General features: G+C 61.2%; 1 protein-coding gene and 1 pseudogene. One reads left to right on the forward strand and one right to left on the reverse strand.

What is annotated here, in order from left to right; all coding sequences use genetic code 11:
* Window positions 1-35 precede the first annotated feature (35 nt).
* Complete coding sequence (locus ALO64_RS04345) at window positions 36-659, reverse strand: glutathione S-transferase (protein ID WP_044345153.1); 624 nt, start codon at window positions 657-659, stop codon at window positions 36-38.
* 162 nt (window positions 660-821) lie between these two features.
* Between ALO64_RS04345 and ALO64_RS26140 the strand changes: the two are divergent.
* A pseudogene (locus ALO64_RS26140) lies at window positions 822-1896 on the forward strand (acyl-CoA dehydrogenase family protein); the annotation flags it as partial.

Raw genomic sequence — 1896 nt, forward strand, 5'->3', positions numbered from 1 at the left:
TTTTCAGACCTTCCTTAAATGCTCAGACTGCATGCTCAGGTCAGCGGACTCATGACGGCCTTGCGATACGCCGGACGCGTCTTGAGGCGTGCATACCAGGCTTGGAGGTGGGGCAGCGGCGGACGTTCAATCGGCATTTCGAACCATCCGTAAGCGAAGCACCCCAGGGGAATGTCGCCCATGCCAAAAGCTTCGCCGGACAGGTAAGGCTGGCGAGACAGGGCCTCATCGGCGACCAGCAACAGACTGTGCAGGGTCTTGATGCCTTGCTCGATGGCCGGCCAGTCCTGTTTCTCGGGCGGGGTGCGTACCACGCCCCAGAATACCGGGCTGAACGGGGCCGCGATGGTCGAGGAGGTCCAGTCCATCCACTTGTCTGCGTTGGCGCGGGCCTGAAGGTCAGCGGGGTATAAGTCCGAGTCCGGGGCATGGCGGGCGGCCAGATAGCGTACGATCGCGTTCGACTCCCAAAGCACGAAGTCGCCGTCTTCAATAATGGGAATCCGGCCATTGGGGTTTTTCGCGCGGTAAGCTGCTTCATTGACCAGCCCGAATGCCCCTCCGGCGTCCTGCGTCTCGTAGGGCACGCCCACTTCTTCGGCAATCCAGAGTGCCTTGCGCACATTGCTGGAATTCTTCCGTCCCCATATCTTGAGCATTGCGTTCCCCTCGCAGTCGCTGATAAATAAAGGCTCACAGTCTACCCAGAAGCGACGGCAACTTCCTCGTCAACCAGGGGTCACTATCGATGTCGCCTCACCACTGCCCGGCGACCAGTTCTTGATCGCTGCCACGGCGGCGGTCATCACGGAGGAATACCTATGCTGTTGTTGTGGATTGTAGTGCTGGTCGTCGGCATTGCCTGGCTGGCCCATCGGCGTACCGCCCCGCTCCCGGCGCTTGGCGTGGTAGCCGTCTACCTGCTTGGCCATGGGCATTTTCAGCCACGCGCCAGGATGGCTGCTGACTGTTTTCTGGGTGCTGTGGCTGGCAGTGTTCGTACCTGTTGTGCTGCCCGAACTGCGCCGCAAGCACTTCAGCGCGCCCATGTTCAGCTGGTTTCAGAAAGTGCTGCCGCCCATGTCGGAAACCGAGCGCGATGCGATTGACGCCGGTACGGTCTGGTGGGATGGCGAGCTGTTCAGCGGTCGCCCGGACTGGGACAAGCTGCTGGCCTATCCAAAAGTCCAGCTCACCGAAGAAGAACAGGCCTTTATCGACGGGCCGACCGAAGAACTCTGCGCGATGGTCAGCGACTGGGAAATCGGTCAGGCCATGGACCTGCCGCCTGAAGCCTGGGCGCACATGAAAGAGCACGGGTTCTTTGCCCTGATCATTCCGAAAGAATTCGGTGGCAAGGGCTTCTCGGCCTACGCCCACTCTCAGGTGGCCATGAAACTGGCCACCCGCAGCGGCGACCTGGCCTCCACCGTGATGGTGCCCAACTCCCTCGGCCCTGCTGAATTGCTGCTGCATTATGGCACTGACGAACAGCGCAACCATTACCTGCCACGTCTGGCACGTGGCGAAGATATCCCCTGCTTCGCGCTGACGGGTCCATTGGCAGGTTCCGATGCGGGCGCGATGCCCGACACCGGGGTTATCTGCAAAGGTCAGTGGCAAGGCGAGGAAGTCATCGGCCTGCGCCTGACCTGGGAAAAGCGCTACATTACCCTTGGCCCGGTCGCCACCCTGCTCGGCCTGGCTTTCAAGGCTTACGACCCTGAGCACTTGCTCGGCGAAAAAGAAGATCTGGGCATCAGCCTGGCGCTGATTCCGACCGACACGCCCGGCGTGGAAATCGGCCGCCGTCACCTGCCATTGGGTGCAGCGTTCATGAACGGCCCCAACTCGGGCAAGGACGTGTTCATCCCGCTGAGCTACCTGATCGGCGGC

This window comes from Pseudomonas meliae (assembly GCF_001400515.1).
Lineage (GTDB): Bacteria > Pseudomonadota > Gammaproteobacteria > Pseudomonadales > Pseudomonadaceae > Aquipseudomonas > Aquipseudomonas amygdali.

Excerpts from the sequence above, each read along its gene's own strand:
- ALO64_RS04345 (WP_044345153.1), bottom strand. The coding sequence starts at position 659 with ATGCTCAAGATATGGGGACGGAAGAATTCCAGCAATGTGCGCAAGGCA.